This is a genomic window from Variovorax sp. E3 (assembly GCF_016082275.1).
Taxonomy (GTDB): domain Bacteria; phylum Pseudomonadota; class Gammaproteobacteria; order Burkholderiales; family Burkholderiaceae_C; genus Variovorax.
This window is the reverse complement of record NZ_MOWM01000049.1, coordinates 29,334-46,153: the sequence shown is the minus strand read 5'-3', so window position 1 is coordinate 46,153 and position 16,820 is coordinate 29,334. Positions and strand designations below refer to the sequence as shown.

Annotated in this window: 21 protein-coding genes; 17 read left to right on the top strand and 4 right to left on the bottom strand. The window is 67.1% G+C overall.

Features of this window, described 5'->3' with window-relative positions:
• From BMG07_RS18535 to BMG07_RS18520, 4 genes are all read right to left on the bottom strand, one after another.
• Nucleotides 1-281 (bottom strand): hypothetical protein (locus BMG07_RS18535; RefSeq protein WP_198085794.1); only part of this gene is annotated, 281 nt, incomplete at its 3' end.
• A complete protein-coding gene (locus tag BMG07_RS18530; RefSeq protein ID WP_198085793.1) occupies nucleotides 278-517 on the bottom strand; it encodes a hypothetical protein in 240 nt (79 codons plus the stop codon). The genes BMG07_RS18530 and BMG07_RS18535, both read right to left, overlap by 4 nt.
• Complete coding sequence (locus tag BMG07_RS18525) at nucleotides 514-930, bottom strand: hypothetical protein (protein WP_198085792.1); 417 nt, start codon at nucleotides 928-930, stop codon at nucleotides 514-516. The genes BMG07_RS18530 and BMG07_RS18525 overlap by 4 nt, the downstream gene beginning before the upstream one ends.
• Nucleotides 930-1,340, bottom strand: a complete 411-nt coding sequence (locus tag BMG07_RS18520; protein WP_269759138.1) for a helix-turn-helix domain-containing protein — start codon at nucleotides 1,338-1,340, stop codon at nucleotides 930-932. The genes BMG07_RS18525 and BMG07_RS18520 overlap by 1 nt, the downstream gene beginning before the upstream one ends.
• A gap of 167 nt (nucleotides 1,341-1,507) precedes the next feature.
• Between BMG07_RS18520 and BMG07_RS18515 the strand changes: the two genes are divergently transcribed.
• From BMG07_RS18515 to BMG07_RS18435, 17 genes are all read left to right on the top strand, one after another.
• A complete protein-coding gene (locus BMG07_RS18515) occupies nucleotides 1,508-2,230 on the top strand; it encodes a S24 family peptidase (protein WP_307867004.1) in 723 nt (240 codons plus the stop codon).
• Between the two features lie 106 nt (nucleotides 2,231-2,336).
• The gene (locus BMG07_RS18510; RefSeq protein ID WP_198085790.1) at nucleotides 2,337-2,912 is read left to right on the top strand and encodes a lysozyme; all 576 of its coding nucleotides are present in this window, start codon (nucleotides 2,337-2,339) and stop codon (nucleotides 2,910-2,912) included.
• Nucleotides 2,909-3,802 carry a hypothetical protein gene (locus tag BMG07_RS42385; protein ID WP_269759137.1) on the top strand — a complete coding sequence of 298 codons (894 nt, stop codon included), beginning with the start codon at nucleotides 2,909-2,911 and terminating at the stop codon, nucleotides 3,800-3,802. The genes BMG07_RS18510 and BMG07_RS42385 overlap by 4 nt, the downstream gene beginning before the upstream one ends.
• A gap of 126 nt (nucleotides 3,803-3,928) precedes the next feature.
• Nucleotides 3,929-4,411 carry a hypothetical protein gene (locus tag BMG07_RS18500; protein ID WP_198085789.1) on the top strand — a complete coding sequence of 161 codons (483 nt, stop codon included), beginning with the start codon at nucleotides 3,929-3,931 and terminating at the stop codon, nucleotides 4,409-4,411.
• Between the two features lie 74 nt (nucleotides 4,412-4,485).
• Nucleotides 4,486-5,415: a hypothetical protein gene (locus tag BMG07_RS18495; protein WP_198085788.1), complete on the top strand. Its 930-nt coding sequence runs from the start codon at nucleotides 4,486-4,488 to the stop codon at nucleotides 5,413-5,415.
• A 51-nt stretch (nucleotides 5,416-5,466) separates the two neighbouring features.
• Nucleotides 5,467-5,817: a hypothetical protein gene (locus tag BMG07_RS18490; protein ID WP_198085787.1), complete on the top strand. Its 351-nt coding sequence runs from the start codon at nucleotides 5,467-5,469 to the stop codon at nucleotides 5,815-5,817.
• 17 nt (nucleotides 5,818-5,834) lie between these two features.
• Complete coding sequence (locus BMG07_RS18485; protein ID WP_198085798.1) at nucleotides 5,835-6,092, top strand: DUF1799 domain-containing protein; 258 nt, start codon at nucleotides 5,835-5,837, stop codon at nucleotides 6,090-6,092.
• On the top strand, nucleotides 6,089-6,184 hold the full coding sequence (locus BMG07_RS44945; RefSeq protein WP_269759135.1) for a DUF1799 domain-containing protein: 96 nt from the start codon (nucleotides 6,089-6,091) through the stop codon (nucleotides 6,182-6,184). Before BMG07_RS18485 ends, BMG07_RS44945 begins: the two co-directional genes overlap by 4 nt.
• An 89-nt stretch (nucleotides 6,185-6,273) precedes the next feature.
• On the top strand, nucleotides 6,274-8,799 hold the full coding sequence (locus BMG07_RS18475) for a phage tail length tape measure family protein (RefSeq protein WP_198085785.1): 2,526 nt from the start codon (nucleotides 6,274-6,276) through the stop codon (nucleotides 8,797-8,799).
• Nucleotides 8,800-8,878: 79 nt separating this feature from the next.
• Nucleotides 8,879-9,505, top strand: coding sequence for a hypothetical protein (locus BMG07_RS18470; RefSeq protein WP_198085784.1), 627 nt, complete (start codon nucleotides 8,879-8,881; stop codon nucleotides 9,503-9,505).
• Entirely contained in the window at nucleotides 9,502-10,119 is a 618-nt protein-coding gene (locus tag BMG07_RS18465) for a hypothetical protein (RefSeq protein ID WP_198085783.1), read from the top strand. The genes BMG07_RS18470 and BMG07_RS18465 overlap by 4 nt, the downstream gene beginning before the upstream one ends.
• 2 nt (nucleotides 10,120-10,121) lie before the next feature.
• A complete protein-coding gene (locus BMG07_RS18460) occupies nucleotides 10,122-10,535 on the top strand; it encodes a hypothetical protein (RefSeq protein ID WP_198085782.1) in 414 nt (137 codons plus the stop codon).
• A 158-nt stretch (nucleotides 10,536-10,693) separates the two neighbouring features.
• Complete coding sequence (locus tag BMG07_RS18455) at nucleotides 10,694-13,060, top strand: hypothetical protein (RefSeq protein ID WP_198085781.1); 2,367 nt, start codon at nucleotides 10,694-10,696, stop codon at nucleotides 13,058-13,060.
• Complete coding sequence (locus tag BMG07_RS18450; RefSeq protein WP_198085780.1) at nucleotides 13,057-14,715, top strand: DUF1983 domain-containing protein; 1,659 nt, start codon at nucleotides 13,057-13,059, stop codon at nucleotides 14,713-14,715. Before BMG07_RS18455 ends, BMG07_RS18450 begins: the two co-directional genes overlap by 4 nt.
• Nucleotides 14,716-14,789: 74 nt before the next feature.
• Complete coding sequence (locus BMG07_RS18445) at nucleotides 14,790-15,329, top strand: DUF4376 domain-containing protein (RefSeq protein ID WP_198085779.1); 540 nt, start codon at nucleotides 14,790-14,792, stop codon at nucleotides 15,327-15,329.
• Nucleotides 15,330-15,353: 24 nt separating this feature from the next.
• Complete coding sequence (locus BMG07_RS18440) at nucleotides 15,354-15,791, top strand: hypothetical protein (RefSeq protein WP_198085778.1); 438 nt, start codon at nucleotides 15,354-15,356, stop codon at nucleotides 15,789-15,791.
• Between the two features lie 13 nt (nucleotides 15,792-15,804).
• A complete protein-coding gene (locus BMG07_RS18435) occupies nucleotides 15,805-16,818 on the top strand; it encodes a phage tail protein (protein ID WP_269759133.1) in 1,014 nt (337 codons plus the stop codon).
• Nucleotides 16,819-16,820: the final 2 nt, after the last annotated feature.

The window sequence follows — 16,820 nt, the reverse complement described above, 5'->3', positions numbered from 1 at the left end:
CGCGCCGCCGCGATGCGCCCGGCCAGCGGGCCGGGGCCCAGCTTCCAGCGCGAGCGGCCGTCGACCTTCACGCTGTGCACGTGGCCGCGGTCGGCCAGGTGGCTCAGCTGCTGGCGCAGCGCGGCGCCGCCGGCTTCGGGCTGCAAGCCGACGATGCATTCGGCCAGCATGCGTTCGAGCTCCTTCGCGGAGGCCGCCTCGTGCGCCTCCAGGTGCGTGGCGACGGCGCGCCGCACGTCGGCCGCCAGTTCGTGGGGGTTGTCGCGTGTCGTCGTGTTCATGCGCGGGTCTCCTCGTCGGTTGCGGGGCCGCCGAAGGTGTCGAGCACGCGGCGGGCGATGCGGTCGGTGCGCGCCTTGCCGGCGCCGTACTTGCCGCTGGCGTTGAGCACCTGGCTCACCGCCGCGGGACTGATGTGCAGTTGCGCGGCGACCTCGGAGCGCGGGCGCCCGGTGCAGGCATCGCGCAGCAAGGCGAACCACGCCTGGCTCATATAGGAAGGGGGCGTGTCGGTCATCGGGCCACCTCCGCGCGGGATGCGGGCAGCGGCGGCGGCGTGGCGCCGATGTCGCGCAGCAGGGCGTAGCGCTTCATGCCGTCCACGCGCCGGGCGTCGACGCGCACGGCCCGCGGGCACTGCCGCGACCACGACAGCAGCAGCGCGCCGGCCTGGCGGCGGCCCTGTGCGATGTCGTCGTCGGCCTGCGCGTTGTCGTTCAGCAGCAGCGCCGCGGCCTCGTCGGCCGTCAGTGCGCGGCGGATGCGCAGCAAGTTCCACAGGCGGGTGGCGAACGGGTCCGCGGCGCGGACCTGCGCATCGGGCGCGGCCGTGGGGGCGCTCGTCTCGCCCTGTGCCGCTGCTTCGGCGCGGCGGTCCGCCAGCGCCATCAGCGCCTTGGCGACGAACCATTCGGATGTCGTGTGTTCCATCACGCGCCTCCTGTCTGGCGCGCGCGGCCTCCGGTCTCGGTCAAGGTTTTCTTCACAGTACGTTTCTCCTCGCTTGTGGCACTGCTGCTCCGTTCACTGGCACGCCCGGTGAAGGCCGGGGCCTTCGTCGGGGACTCTTCAAGCTCCGTTTTCGCGCCCTCCCCGGGGTGCGCGAGGCCGTTCGGATTGCGCGTCAGCGCGATGCCCCGGTCGCGAGGCCGCTGGTAGCGGCCTGGCCAGATCACCTCCGGCGCGACCCCCAGGGCGCGGGCCACGATGCGTTCGGCCGCAACCCACGGACGGTTCAGGACTTCGTTGATATGCGCGTATCCGTGTTCTTTTGCCAACTTGGACAGGTTGGTCCCGCTCATTTCGAGTGCTGCTTTAACCTGAGCAGGGTGCCAATCCATCAAAATATGTTGTTTTGTGTCGATGGGCCTGATTATGCACACAAATCAGGTTTTCACAAACAAGAAAAACATGAAAACGAACATTTACATGAGCTCAGACACGAATCGGGTTGTAAAAAGACTTCCGTGTGTCTAGGATGTGCGCGTTCGCACAAATCAAAGTTAACGTGACCTCGCAAATCAACACTCCACCCGACGACGAACAAGTGAAGGCTCGCGTGGGCGAACTGGCCCTTGCGCAAGGCGCGCGGGTTCGCGATCTGCGCAAGCAGAAGGGGCTCACCATCGACGACCTCGCGCAGCGCAGCGGGCTGCACTTCAATACGGTGGGCCGCATCGAGCGGGGCGTGAGCGACGCCAGCCTCGAGCAGCTGTACGTGATGGCACTGGCGCTGGGGGTCGATCCGTCGGAGCTCAACCCCTTCCAGCCCGCCCACCCGCCCAGCCAGCTGTCGAGCGGGCTGGACGACGAGGTCTTCGTGCTGGTCGAACTGCTCGACGTGCGCGTGAGCGCCGGCAACGGCGCCATCAACGGCTCGCAGGAACACATGGGCCGCTTCGCGTTCAGCCGCTCGTGGATGGCGCGCAAGGGCGTGAAGCCGGTGCACGCGCGCATCGTGCATGCGCGCGGCGACTCGATGGCCGACAAGATCAACAACGGCGACATCCTGCTGGTCGACACCGCCACCAAGTCGCTCGACCAGGACGGCGTGTACGTCATACAGCTCGACGGCCACGACTACGTGAAAGTGCTGCAGCGCGACTTCTCCACCGGCGGGCTGCAGATCATCAGCTACAACCCCGCGTACAAGCCGCAGGTGCTGAGCGCCGAGCAGGCGGCCGACCTGCACATCAGCGGCCGTGTGGTGTGGCACGGCGGCGAGATCTGACGCGCCGTTGCCGGTGCGGTAAAGGGCGCTTCAACGCACCCTGAAAAAAAGAGGCCGGCTCATGTCGGCCTCAGTCGTTTGAGGCCCTCGCCCGACCATTCGGGTCATGGGCAACGACACCTCTCGAACACTCTTTCATCGACGCCGCGCACGTGAGCGCGGCGAGGCGCCGCGCCAGCTGCTGGCCGTGCTCGCGCTCAGCGCGGCGGGGCTCATCGGCATCGTCGCGCGCGAGGGCTACAGCGACAAGGCGTACCCCGACCCCATGCACGGCACGGCCGTGCCGACCATCGGCTTCGGCACCACGGGCGGCGTGCGCATGGGCGACACCACCACGCCCGTGCCCGCGCTGCAGCGCGCGCTGCGCGACGTGCGCACCTACGAAGGCGAACTCAAGCAATGCGTGAAGGTGCCGCTGCACCAGCACGAGTACGACGCCTACGTGAGCCTGGCCTACAACATCGGCGCCTTCAACTTCTGCACTGGCGGCCAGAAGGGCCGCACGTCGGTGCTCGTGCAGCGGCTCAACGCGGGTGACTACGCGGGCGCGTGCAACGCCATCCTCGGCTGGAAGTACGTGGGCAAGACCGACTGCTCGGCGCCCGGCAACAAGTCCTGCGCGGGCATCTGGAAAGACCGCCTCCGGCTGCATGCGCAATGCATGGGGAGCGACGCGCCATGAGCGGCCTTTCCGGCAAGGCCTGGGCGGGCTTGATCGGCGGCGTGGCGACGGTGTCGCTGCTCGCTGCCTGCGGCTTCGCGGTCCACGAGGCCGGCCGCATGAAAGAGCGCGCCGCCTGGCAGCAGAAGGAAACGCAGCGCGCCGTGCAGCTCGCGCAAGACCTGCAGGCCGAGTACGAGCGCGGCCGCGCCGCGTCGGCGAAGTACCAGCTGGGCGCGAGTGCCCTGCAGGCCAGCTATCTCTCCCTCGAGGCCCGACCCATGACTTGCGCCAGCGCGTTTCCCTCGTCGTCCCTGCCCGCCGCACCGGGCGGCCAGCGCCATCACCGGCCGCGACCGCGTCGCCCGCCGACACGCCACCACCGCCCGAGGCTGCTGACGACGGCCCTCCTCGCCTCAGCCTTGCTGCTGTGTGGATGTGGAACAGCGCCCTCGCGGGCACCGACGTACCCGCGGGTGCCTGCGGACTTGCTGATACCTCCAGCGAGGCCTGTGCTGCTGACGCCGGCCTCGGCGTCGACGACGCCTGGGCCAACCACGCCATCACGCCCGCTCATGCGCCGCGGACCGGCTCCGGCACCGCGCGCTGATCGAGTTCCTTACAGAAAGACCCGCCCCATGAGCGACCACCCCCACGCACGCACGCAGGAGCTGCTGCTGCTCGGCCAGATCCACGGCCTGGTGCAGGCCCTGAAGGACGGACAGGACCGGCAGAACCGCCGCATGGACGGCTTCGACACGCGCTTCGATGCGCTCGACGGCCGGCTGCGCACGGTCGAGCAGCGCGCGGCCGTCTTCGGCGCCGCATCGGGCGGCGCGATGGCCATCGGCACCGCGCTGCTCGCCGAGGCCGTCAAGCAGTGGTTCCGCAACGGCCCCGGCATCAACTGAGCGGCGAGGGGGCGGCGGATGTCGGCCTCAGCCATTCGGGCCTGCACCGCGACAGTTCATTCACCAACCCATCCATCAACGAAGCAAGCGATCGATGTTCACTTCCACACCGAACGGAGCCCAGGCATGAGCCGTCTCGACACCCTTCGCAGCGCCATCGTGCAGACGCTGAACACCGTGCCGCAAGTCGGCCGCGTTCACGACCGCGAGCGCTCCCTGGCCGACGAAGCCGCGCTGCGCGCGCTCTTCCTGCATGACCTGCCGGGTGGCGGCCAGCAGCTGCGCGGCTGGTGGCTGCGCCGCACCGCCACCGAGGAGCGCAGCGTGAACGCCGCGGGCCGCGCGATGAGCGTGGACACCTGGACCGTGCACGGCCTGCTCGCGTTCGACGACGCCGCCGCTTCGGAGCTGGTGTTCGACGCGCTCATCGAGGACATCCGCGACGCCGTGCGCGCCGACCCCACCTTCGGCGGCGCGTGCGCCTCTGGCCCGCTCACCGACGACAAGCGCACCGACGGCGTGCAAGTCGACGGCACCGGCCTCGTCACCTTCTGCGGCGTGCGTTGCCACGGCATCGCGCTGCAGCTGCGGACCTGGCGCTACCTCTGACTGCCGCTGGGCAGCTTTTTTCTCTTTTGTTTTTTCGACAACCAACCAACCAACCACCAACGGAGAACGCCGACATGGCAAAACTCATGCGCAAGATGGCCATCCTGGCCAAGGCTGAAACGGTACGCGGCACCGACGCCCTGCCCACCGGCGCGGCCAACGCGATCCTGGTCAGCGAAGTCACGCTGACCCCCATCGAAGGCGACGTCGTCCAGCGCGACAACGTGCGCCCGTACTTCGGCTCGCGCGGCTCCGTGCTGGTCACGCAGTACAGCAAGATCGCCTTCTCGGTCGAGATCGCGGGCGTGGCCGCCGCCGGCGACGTGCCCGGCTACGCCGCGCTGATGCGCGGCTGCGCCATCGCCGTCACCACGGCCGCGGGCACCAGCACCACCTTCGCGCCGGCCACCGACGCGCTCGAGTCGCTCACCATCTACGGCAACGTCGACGGCACCGTCTACAAGATGACCGACGCGCACGGCAACGTGAAGGCCACCATCAATGCCAAGGGCATTCCGAAGTGGCAGTTCGAGTTCACCGGCCTGTTCGTGCCCGCCGAAGACGCGCCGCTGCCCGTGGCCGACTACACGAAGTTCATGGACCCGCTGGGCGTGAACAAGGCCAACACCACGCTCTCGCTCGACGGCCTCGGCGTGGCCGCCAACGCCTTCGCCTTCGACGCAGGCAACACCGTCGTCAAGCGCGACCTGATGACGGTCGACGCCGTCGACATCACCGCGCGCGTGTCGACCGGCTCCGTCACTTTCGAGAACACCTCCGTGGCCACCAAGGACTGGATCGGCATGGCGCGCGCCAGCCAGCGCGTGAACCTGGCGCTCAAGCACGGCCAGGGCGCGAGCAACGTCGTCGAGTTCCTGTCGCCGCGCGCGCAGATCGGCAAGCCGACCTTCAGCGACGTCGACGGCGTGCAGATGATCACCGTGCCGCTCGAGTTCGTGCCCACCGGCGCGGGCAACGACGAGTGGTTGATCGTCGTTCGCTGAGTTTCGACACACCACACCACGCCACTTCACTCCATCGAGGAACAGACAGAGATGCCCCAGAAACTCAAGATCGCGATCAAGCCGACCTTCATCGCGCCGGTCGTGATGCGCGTGCCCGGCGACGGCCAGGTGGAGGAAGTGCGCTTCAGCGCCGTCTTCAAGCGCCTGACCAAGTCCGACAACGACACCCTGCAGACCCGCCTGGACGGCCGCAGCCTCACCGACAGGGAGCTGCTGGACATGGTGCTGGCCGACTGGAAGGACCTGCAAGGCGACGACGGCGCGCCCTTCATCTGCACCACCGAGAACCGCGCGGCGGCGGTGGAGGAATGGCCGTCTTTCGAGGCCGCCATTGCCTACAGCTACTTCGAGCACGCCTACCCGGCCGCGGTAAAAAACTGAGAGGCGCCGCGCGCCTTGTGCTCGGAGCAGAGCATCGCGTCCACGACGAGCTGGACGACGATCTCCGCAGCCAGTGCGCGTCGCTCGGTCTCGACCCGACCCGGCTCGTCTCTTCGACGGCCAACGGCGGCGGCCCGCCACCTTTCGAGCTATGGCCCGAACACCAGGAAGCATTCGAGGTGTTCCATGCCTGCCGAACGCAGTGGCGGGTCGTCGCGGGTGCGGCGGGCGCGTGGTTCCAGGGGCTGGACTTCGCGCCGTCGACGTCGCCATGAAGCGCCTGGGCATTCCACGCGCGCGCCAGCGCGAGGTGTTCCTGCAGCTGCAGGTGATGGAAGACGAAGGCATCGCGGTGCTGAACGTCTAGCGGCACCGCGGGCCCACCGGCCATCGAAGAAGCATGGGGCCGGCAGATGTCGGCCTTATTTTTTCTTACCTCAAACGGACCATATAGACATGGCTGCGACACAACAACTAGCGATTCAGATGACGATGAACGCTTCGTCGATGAAGGCGGACCTGGCCGAGGTCTTGAGCGAATTTTCAAAGTTCGTCGACAGGATATCGAGCGGCGCCAGCAAGGCGGAAGAGGCCAAGGCGAAGGCGGCAGCCTCCGCCAAAGAGGTTGCTTCTTCTTTTCAGAGCCTGTTCTCCAGCATCCAGAGCGGTCAGTCGCCTTTGACCTCGCTGGTGGGTGAAGGAGCGAAGCTTGTGACCTCCTTCGGCGGTGTCGGCTCGGCCGTCGGCGCGGTGGGCTCGTACTTCAAAAGCATCGTCACGCCCCTCAACCTGGCAACGAATGCCGTGACCATGCTGACCGAGGCCTATGTCGAAGGCAGCAAGGAAGCCACGGCCTACGCCACCGCGAAGGCGATGACCGGCAACTACGTCGGCCTCACATCCGACCAGTTGCAGACAAAGGCCATCGATATCGCTGGCACGCAAGGCACACAGGCCAAGGCCGCGGAAGCAGTGGCTGCGGTGGTCAACACCGGCAGGATCAGCGGAAGCGTCGTCAGCGAAGTGGCTGGCGCGACCGCGGAGATGAACCGGGTGCTGGGCACGTCGATCAACGAAGCCGTGGGCAATTTCGTCAAGCTGGCGGACGAGCCCTCGAAGGCGTCGGTCAAGCTCAACGAGACCTACCACTACCTGAGTGCGAGCACCTACGAGCGCATCGTCGCGCTCGAAAAACAGGGCAAGACCGAAGAGGCGGCGGCGCTCGCGCAGAAAACATTCGCCAATGCGATGAAGGAGCGCACCGCGGAGGTCGTCGCCAACCTCGGCAGCCTTCAACGCGGCTGGTTGAGCGTCACTGGAATTGCCGCGAAGGCTTGGGACGCCATGCTCAATGTCGGGCGTCCCGTCACGCTTCAGCAACAGATCGACGCGGTCGACAAGCAGATTGCGCAGATCGATGTCACGAAGCAAGGCAAGGGCTTCGTCAGCAATGGCGGCGGCGCGGCCTTCGGACGAGGCACGTCCGGCGCGAAGCTGGATGTGGAGCGGGCGGAGGCGGTGGCCAAGCGAGACGCGCTGTTGGAAAGCCAGAAGGCCGCATCGAGGGCCGAGTCTCAAAAAGCAGACGCTGTTCGTGTTCGAGATACAGACCTCGCCAAGAGCGTCAAGAACAACGAAAAGAAGGATGGCGAAGGGCGACGAAGCTCAACAGGTACTTCCGGCATCGGCCGTGCCGAAGACGACGGTCTTCGAATGAGCATCGAAGCCGTTCGCGAGGATTACAACGCCAAGGCGCGAGTGACCGCCGAAGGCTTCAAGAACATCGACAGCCTGCGTAAGCGCGATCTGATCGACGATTACGCGGTCGCTCGCCAGAAGCGAGAGCTCCGCCTGAAAGACCTCAAGGACCAGGAAGACGCGATCCTGGCCGAGCGACGCTTGCTGGGCTCCAGGAAGGGCTCGGCCGCTGACAGGCAGAAGCTGGACATCCGTTCGAAAGCGGTTGAGCAGCAGCGCGAGTTTGTCGACAAGGAGACCGACCGCTCTTTCGCGGAGCTGGACGCGACATCCCAGAACGGAGTGTTGAAGACGTCACAGCAGGCCACGGACAAGATTCGCGAACAGGTGCGCGCACAAGAAGAGCAGAACGCGGTGTTCGGGCTCACCAAGGAGGCCGTGCAGCAGCTGAACATCGAGCAGACCCAGCGGCAGATCAACGATCTGGAAGCGACGAACAACGTCGTGCCTGGCTACATCCAGTCTCTACGTGACCGCCTTGATGCCGAGAAAGCGCTCCTGAAGGCCACTCAAGCCGGTGACAGCCTGAAAACCGACGCCGACAAGAAGAAAAACGAAAAGGAAGAGGACGACAAAAAGTCCAAGAAGATGTCTGAAGACATCGGCGGCGTGTTCCGCGATGGGTTCGTGAATCTGCTGGAAGGTGGAGGTCAGGGCGCGATCAACAAGATGGGCGAAGCGCTCAAGAAGAAGCTTGTCAAGTCGTTGGCGGATGCGTTTTACGACGCGACCGTGAAGGACGCCGTGGAGGGTTTTTCCGGTTGGCTGACCGGTGCACTGAAGGGCTCGGGATCAGGGGGAGGCGCTTCTTCCGCTGGGGGTTCTTCTTCGGCACTCGGCGGGATCTTCGGTGCAGTGTCAGGTCTTCTTGGCGGCGCCTGGAGTTCCGCCGCAGCGGGCATTGCCAATGTCATGGGAGGCGACACGCTGGGCACCATGATCGGCTTGCGAGGATGGACCGCGAGCGCCAACGGCAACGTCTTCTCGTCCCCCGGCCTGCACGTCTATGCCAACAGCGTGGTCGGCAAACCCACGTTCTTCCCGTTCGCCAACGGCATCGGCCTGATGGGCGAAGCCGGCCCCGAAGCCATCATGCCTCTGCGCCGTGGCTCCGACGGCCGCCTCGGCGTCAGCGCGCCTGGTGGTGCGGGCGACGCGCCGACCATCCAGTTCGCGCCCTCCACGTCTTCCACATCGACGCCCGTTCCGATCGCGGCGCGGTGATGGCGGACATGCAACGCCTGCTCGCGGAAAACAACCGCGGGCAGATGGAACAACTCAAGCGCGTGAAGGTGCTCCCCCAATGACCATCGTGACTCTTCCGTCCGACCTGCCGGTGAAGCGGCAGGACTTCGGCCTCCAGGTTTTCGACCTGACTTTCAGCAACAGCGAATCGGGATCGATGCAGGTGGCCGTGCTCGGGCCTGCGCGACGCACCTGCTCGCTCGTAAGCGAGGAGCGAATTCCGCTGATGCGCGAAGCCGCCGCCTGGCGTGCGCTCGTGCATTCGATGCGCGGCCAGGTCAACGTGCTGGCCGTGCACGACATGCTGCAGCCCGTGCCGCGCGGCACCGCGCGCGGCACATGGACCGCAAGGGCCGCTGCTGCCGGCGCTTCCGAGCTGACGATCCAGCTGGGCGTTTCCGAGGTCGGCAAGACCTTGCTGCAGGGCGATTGGATCGGCGTCAACCAGGGCTCGAACCATCGCCAGATGCTGCACGTGCAGGCCGATGCCGTGGCCAACGCGGCCGGCGTGATCACGGTGCAGTTCGAGCCCGTGCTGCGCACGCCCGTGGTGGCCGGCAGCGCCGTGGTGTGGGACCGCCCGACCTGCCTGATGCGGCGGGTCGACACCAAGACCACCTGGGCCTCGGAGTCGCGCACGCAGGGCGGCTTCAGCCTGGACCTGATGGAGTCGTGGGAACAATGACCATCCAGACCAGCTCCGGCTTCCAGGCGGCAGCGCACTCGCAGACGTACGGCCAGCTGGCCCTCGTCGAGCTCAAGCTGCGAAGCGGCACCGCGCGCTTCACCAACTGGCCCTTGTCGCTCCAGGTGATGGGCGAGACGTGGCAAGGCGTGGGCAACCTCGGCTCCATCGGCGAGCTTCACGAAAGCGAAGACGGGGCGGCCGAGAAGCTGACGCTCACGCTGTCGCCCGTGGACGTCGGCACGCGCGCACTCGCACTGGGCGACCCGAGCGACTACCAGGACCGCGGCGTGCGCGTGTGGATCGCATTGCTCGATGCCGCCACGCTGCAGATCAGCGGCGAGCCGGTGTTGCGCTTCGCGGGTGTGATGGACCAGATGAAGATCGAGCGGGACGGCCCCACCGCGAAGATCGCGATGGACTGCCGCACCGCGTCGTACGACGTGCGTTCCAACCCCGCGTCCCTGCGCACCAACGATGCCCAGCACCAGGTCAAGCACCCTGGCGAGCGCGGCTTCGAGTACCTGAATTCCATGATCGGGTCGCCCACCGTGTGGGTCAACAAGTACCTGCAGATGGCCCTGAACTACTGGGCCCGAGCACGAGGCAAATGACCATGCAGAAACTAGACGATTTCATCGCGGTGCGAAGAAACGCGCCCTTCGAATACTTCCGGCACGACTGCGCGCACATCGCGGCCGACTGGGTCATCGAGCGCACGGGCACAGACCCGCTCGCGGACCTGCGCGCGCCCGATGCGCCGATCGGAAGAAAGCACCTGCTGGCCACCCTGCGCGCGGTGCGCGCGGCGGGCGGCTTCCTGTCGGCCGCGACCGCGCGGCTCGGCCCTTTCCTGCCCGGAGCGCTGGCGCAGCGCGGCGACGTGGTGCTGGCCCGCAGCGGCGGCAAGGTCGGCCGGGTCTCGGGCTACAGCTTCGGGATCTGTACGGGGTCGCGCATCGCGGCGCCGGCGGCTGACCGGCTCGTGTTCTTGCCACTTACCGCGGGGGTTGCCACATGGCGCGTTTGATTCGTCTTGCTCTTGTTTTTGGGGCGCTCCTCGGGGTCTGTACTGCTGCGATGGCAGAGCCCGTTTCCTCATTTCTAGCTTGGGTCGGTTCTGCGGTTGGGGCGACCACTTCGGCTGCTGCTGTAGGCGGCATGATTGTCTCGACGGCTCTCTCCTTCGTGTCGAGCGCTTACGGCAACATGCAAGCCAAGAAGCAGGCCAAGGCCGCCGCGGCACGCAAGCTCGCCGAAGACGTCGCGAACATCAAGGAGCGCACGACCACCATCATCGCGTCCGACGCGCCGCACACCGTCATCTACGGCGAACCCGCGCCGGTCGGTGGTGCTGTGGTGGCAGTGCTCACCGGCGGTGAGTACAGCCACCTGAAGCACGTCGTGCTGGTCCTGGCCGCGCACCCGTGCGAAGCCGTGACGGACATCCAGATCGAAGGCGTCTCGATCGGCGCGCTCGACGCGAATGGCTACTCGTCGAACCCGGAATTCATCGTCACGGATTCGGAGTCGATCGGTGGTGGCGTACCCGGCGTCAACGTGCAGATCCACCTGTCGCCCGACGGCGTCGACACGGCCGATGCGTACATGCGCGCCAACCTCGACCCGTGGCCGTCGAGCAAGGGCATGTGGACCGAGGCGCACAAGCTCAGCGGCTTCACCTACATCGTCGTCACGCTCAACCTGTTCGTCGAGCGCTTCCAGGGCGGCCTGCCCGCGATCACCGCCAACGTGAAGGGCAAGAAGGTCTACGACCCGCGCACCGGCGCGACGGTGTACACCCGCAACCCCGCGCTGTGCCTGGCCGACTTCCTGCGCTCGGAAGAGGGCTACCTCGCCTCCAACGACCAGATCGACCAGAACGCGCTGATCGTGGCCGCCAACGCCTGCGACACGCCGATCTACAACCTCGGCGGCGCCATTGCGGACCGGCCCAACTACGGCGGCAGCGCCGCGCGCTACACCTGCGACGGCATGTTCCGTTCGGACCAGGACCGCGACAGCACTCGCCAGCAGCTCGAGGACACGATGGCCGGCTACAGCCTCGAGTCGGGCGGCGTGTGGCGCATCCTGGCCGGCGCGTGGACCACGCCCGTCCTGGCCATGAGCGACGACGACCTGCTGGCGCCCATGACCGTGGTGCAGACCTGCAACCCCGGCACCGCGCGCTACAACGGCGCGAAGGGCACGTACGTCAACCTCACGCGCAACGGCGTGTCGGAAGACTTCAAGCAATACCAGAACACGGTCTTTCGCGAGAACGACCAGAAGGACAAGTTCCTCGACCTCGTGCTGCCGTTCACCACGGCCCACGTGCGCACGCACCAAATCGCGCGCGTGCTGGTGGAGCAGAGCCGCGGCGGCTTCGTGCTGCAGATCCATCCGAAGATGCTGGCGTGGCACCTGCAGCCGGGCGACCGCATCGTGCTCACGAGCGCGCTCTACGGCTTTGCCAACAAGCCGTTCCGCGTGCAGGACTGGACCTATTCGATGAGCTCGCCGCTGTCGTTCCAGGTCATCGAGGACGAGGAGTCTTTCTACGACACGGCCGACGAGGTGCGCCGCGATCCGTCGCCGAACACCAACCTGCCGAACCCCTTCCTGCTGCCGCAACCGCCACTCGACCTGCAGGTGCGCAGCGGCCAGGAACAGATGGTGCAGCAGGGCGGCACGCTGGTGATCCGGGCGCGCGTGAGCTGGTCGGCGTCGGTGGACGACGCGGTGCTGCGCGGCGGCAACGTGCAGGTGCAATGGCGCACCACCACGCCGGTCGGCGACTGGCAGAGCGCCACGCTGCCGGGCACGGCCACGGAGACCTTCCTGCTCGGCCTCGAGGTGCACGGCGAATACCAGGTGCGCGTGCGGTTCATGACGGCTTATGCCTCGAGCTACTGGACGATGGTGATGCACACGCTGCAGGGCGCGAGCGTGAAGCCGGGCGATGTCGAGGGACTGAGCCTTGCCGTGGAGTCGACCGGCGTGATGGCGCGCTGGTCGGCCCCGACGGGCATCGACCTGCTCGAATGGGGCGCGACGCGCATCTTCATCGGGCCGACGTTCGAGACGGCCGTGGAGCGATGGACCGGCAAGGCCCTGGCCGCGAACATCGGCTGGTTGCCGGCGGGGACGGTGAAGGTGTGGGCGCAGCACGGGAATACGCAGGGGACTTGGGGGATCCCGATCTCCGCGACGATCGAGATCGCGAAGCCTGCGCAGCCGATCGTGCGAGGCGAGGTGTGGGGCGCGCAGATCGAGCTTGCCTGGCAGGCATGCGGCACCACGCAGCCGATCTCTGCCTACATCGTCAAGGTCGGTCCGACGTTGGCCGAGGCCGTCGAGATCGGCCACACGAGTTCGCTCAACTTCGTGCGCACCGAGCCCGTGGCCGCGACGCGGATCTACTGGGTCACTGCGTTCGACATCGGTGGCAATGGCAGCGATGCGGGCTATGTGCAGCTGGCTTCGCTGCGACGATCGACGACGCGATCAAGGAGCTGCAGGAAGGGCTCGACGAGCAGGTCGCCGACCTGTTGAACGTCAACTCCGGCATCAGCGAGCGGCTGATCGACGAGGCCATCGAGCGCGGCACCGCGATCACGCATGTCGAGAAGGTGGTGACCGACACGGCCGAGCAGCTGGCGCAGCGCATCGACATTGTTTCGGCGCGTGCGGTCGGCTATGTGCGCGCCAACCTGATCTTCAACGGCGGGTTCGAGTTCGACCTCGACAAGTGGGAGCTGCAGGGCAACGCCTGGGAAGTGATGGAAGACGATTGGGGCGCGTCGGCAAGGCTTCATGCGGCAGCGCCCGCGGGCGGACGGCTTGTCAGCGCGAGCTTCCCGGTCAAGCCCGGCACCTGGTACGCGGGCTCGGGCGACTCGATGTTCCAGAGCGACGTGGGCCGGAGCGGGTTCGCGCTCGAGTTCTTCGACCTGACCGGTCACTCGCTGGGCGTCACGGACACGCTCAAGGACGGGCGGCACGGCTTCATGAACGAGCAGCTTCGCCGCAACGACTTCGCGGTGGAAGCGCTTGCGCCGGCCGCCGCGGTCACGGGCAAGATCGTGTTCCTGTGGAACGGCTATGTCGCGGGCGGCGGCATGGGCGTGCGCTTCGTGAAGGTCGAGCAGGGGCGGTTCCCGGTCACGCCGTTCACGTCGGAAGCCAGCGACCGCGGCGCGGTGGCGGCCATCCGCGAGGAAGTGGTGGCGCGCGCTGCGGCCGACGCGGCGGAAGCCGCGGCCCGCACGACGCTGTCCGTGCGTGTGAACGGCGCCGAGGCGGCCATCGACCAGGAGGCACAGGTGCGCGCCGACGAGACCGGCCGCCTGTCGGCCAAGTGGGGCCTGAAGGTCGTGGCCGGCAACAAGGTCGCGGGCGTGCTGCTGAACAACGACGGCCAGGAGAGCAACTTCACCGTGCTGGTCGACCGGTTCGCGATCGCGCAGCAGGCCGCCGGCGGTGTCACGAAGTACCCCTTCGTGGTGGGGGCGGTGGGTGGTACGCCCACCGTCGGCATCGACGGCACGCTGGTCGTGGACGGCTCGATCCTGGCGCGTGCGATCAGTGTCGACCGGCTGTCGGCGATCACGTCGCGGCTGGGCTACGTGACCGCGGGCCAGATCGACATCTCCGGCGACGGCGTGGGCGGCTGGGGCTATCTGCGCAGCGCCAACAAGTGGTTCAACGACGGCGGCTGGGGATGGATCCTGGCGCGCCACACAGGCGGCGACACCTTCGTCGACATGACCTGCAACGGCATGGGCCTGCAGATGCAGAACGCAACCGGGCGGTTCCGGCTCTGGGGCCCGGGGTTCAACCTGCAGAACGAAGGTTTGACGATCAATCAGGTCGATGTCATCGATACGTTGAACCTGCGGGGGCAGGCTGTCACCGTGCCGTCTTTTGCTTCGTCGGCGGCGAACGTGGTGTCGATCAACCACCACGTGCCTGGCAGCGAGCCGTTGCACACCTTCATTCTGGGCTCGGTCTTCGTGATGCAGACGGCACCCGTTTCCTTGACCGTCGACGGCGCGCTTCAATGGCTGGGCGCCGGCATCGCCGGAACCACGGTGACCGGGGGCATCCAGGTGTTGCTGAGCCCTGGCTCGCACACGCTCACTCTTTTCACGCCTGCAATGGCCGGTACCGCAGGCTCCTCCATCTATGCGCTGTCCACGCGCCGCTGAACCATGCCTCACTTCACCGTCTACAACATCCGCACCGGCGAAATCCGTTGCACCGGCACACAGGCCACCGTCGAGTGGTGCCATGCACAGGCGCACCCCGCGAATCGGTCTATCTGGGGCACGCGGCGCCCGGCACCTTCATCCGCAACGGCGTGCCCGAGCCGCTGCCGGCGCGGCCGAGCGCGCACCACGTCTTCGATTGGGCGGCGCATGCCTGGCGCGATCCGCGCACACCCGACGACCTGCGCCGGCAACTCAAGACCGAGCTCGCCGAGGAGCGCTGGCAACTCGAGACCGGCGGTCTGACGGTGGCCGGCGGCCTGCGCGTCAAGACCGGCCGCGAAGACCGCGCGGCCCTCTCCGAGATGCTCGCCGACATGGAGGCACGCGGGCTCGAGCGCATCGACTTCAAGGCGGCCGAGGGCTTCGTCACCCTCACGCGAGAAGAAGCGCAGGCCGTCGCGCGCGCGATCGCCGAGCACGTGCAGCGCTGCTTCAGCGCGGAGCGCGCGGCGCATGTGTTCATCGACGGACTTCGCGACACCGACATCCCGGCCAGCTGCAGCCTGGCCGACTTCATGGGCGACTTGCCCGTCAACCCTTCGCTTGCATAACCAACTCAACCCCAGGAGCACTCAATGGCTTATTCACCCGCATCCGCCAACGCTTTCATCAAGCTGATTCTTCTCGGCACGCCCATCACCGGCCTTGCCGACAACGCGTCGGTGAACCCGGCGACGGACCTCTACATCAGCCTGCTCACGGCGGCCCCGGGCGCCGGCGCCAACCAGGGCACGAACGAACTCGTGTACCCGGGCTATGCCCGCATGGCGGTGCCGCGCAGCCCGGCCGGCTGGTCGGTGATCGGCAACGAGGCCTTCCTCGTCAACGCGCTGGAATTCCTGGAAGTGGCCGGCACGGCGACCGGCACGGCCACCCACCTGGGCATCGGCACCGCGGCGTCGGGCGGCGGCCTGCTGCTGCTGCACGGTGCACTGACGCCCGTGATCCCGATCCAGGCCGGGGTGGTGCCGCGCCTCAAGACGTCGACCAAGGTCGCGTTCCTCACGGTCTGAACGGCACAGCGAGATGGCACACAAAACCGCCGACCGCATCCTGGAGAGCAGCGTCTCCGTGGGACTGGGCGCCTTTGTCCTCGGGGGCGCCGTCGATGCCTATCGACCGTTCTCCGCCGCTGGCATGGCAGAGGGAGACACCTGCCACTACATGATCAACGCGGTCGACTCCGTCGGCCGCCCCACCGGCCTGTTCGAACTCGGCCGGGCCACGATGACCGCCGGCGCGCTCGCGCGCACGCTGGTCATCGCATCGAGCAACGACGGCGCGAGGGTCGATTTTCCCGACGGGCCGAAGCAGGTCGGGCTGACCATCCTGTCGGCCTCGACCGAACAGCTCAAGGCCGACTGGCAGGAGGCCCTCGGGCTCGACCAGACGGGCATGGTCTGCTACTTCGCGCAGTCGGCGCCGCCCGCGGGCTACCTCAAGCGCAACGGCGCGGCGGTCTCGCGCACGACCTATGCACGGCTGTTCGCGAAGATCGGCACGACGTATGGCGCGGGCGACGGCTCGACCACTTTCAACCTGCCTGACGGGCGCGGTGTGTTCGACCGGGGGCTGGACGATGGGCGAGGATTCGATCCTGGCCGGACGTTGGGCTCTTATCAGGACAGCGCGAACTTGTCGCATGCGCACGGAGTGGTGGATCCGGGGCATGCGCATGCGATCACGGATCCTTCGCACGCGCACGGCGTCTACGACCCCGGGCACGCTCACGGTGCATGGACTGACGCTCAGGGCCATCATGCCCACACCTATTCACGTGCGCACATGTCGGGTTTGGGCACGGGCTTTGTTGGCTCGCTTGGCAATATCACCGATGGCTACGAGGGCTGGGGAACCGACGGCGCAGGCAATCACGCCCACAACGTCGGCATCGGAGCCTCCGGCACAAGCGTCAGCATCTACGCCGCCGGCACCGGCATCGTCATCAAGACCGGCCCCACCGGCATCTCGCTGAACACCAGCGGCGAAGCGGAAGCCCGCCCACGCAACAACGCGTACCTCGCGTGCATCAAGTACTGACC